2 protein-coding genes are annotated in these 533 nt (G+C 65.7%); both read left to right on the plus strand.

The genetic code is table 11. The features are described from left to right. Positions 1-253 (plus strand): hypothetical protein (locus tag ON37_RS26510; RefSeq protein WP_040723132.1); only part of this gene is annotated, 253 nt, incomplete at its 5' end. Continuing rightward, positions 253-533, plus strand: a 281-nt coding sequence (locus ON37_RS33915; RefSeq protein ID WP_217999962.1) for a hypothetical protein, incomplete at its 3' end; no start/stop codon positions are given. The genes ON37_RS26510 and ON37_RS33915, both read left to right, overlap by 1 nt.

A 533-nucleotide genomic window follows, 5' to 3' on the forward strand; every position in this document is an offset into this window, starting at 1 on the left:
CATGCTGACGATTTTAGCGGAGGCAATCATGCAGGCTCTGACTGAGGCGGGCGAGCGGGTGTGGGTGGTAACCCGGCCGCGTAACGATGTGTCGGGGCTGGTTCCGCGGCCTACACAGGTGGTTCCGGCGTGGGATTACCATGCTGCCGCTCGCCAGGTGGCGGAAGACGCCGATCCGCTGTTGGTGGCGGCTGCGAAGGCCGACCCGACCGATCGCACGGCAGGGTTCCGGGCCTACGGAGCGTGCTACTGATGGCCAGCAACGTGGTTTCGTTCCCGGTCCGCTCGGCCGAGCCGTTGCGTCCGCCCCGGCTGACGTTCGCCCGGATGTGCATCTGGTGCGGCGCCAGAGATTGTGTCGCCGCCAATTGCGAAGAGTTGCACCAGATTTCGGAGTGGGTTGTGTGCCGCCATTGCCGCGGTACGGGCGAAGGTTTTAAGGCCGGACCGACAGGGTGTACGTGTGCGTTCGGGCTGGTTTTGGTGGCTCCGCTGATCCAGCGTCGACGCGCTCTGATCACCGGGCCGCATCC

The sequence above is a fragment of the Nocardia veterana NBRC 100344 genome, from assembly GCF_000308855.1.
Taxonomy (GTDB): Bacteria; Actinomycetota; Actinomycetes; order Mycobacteriales; family Mycobacteriaceae; genus Nocardia; species Nocardia veterana.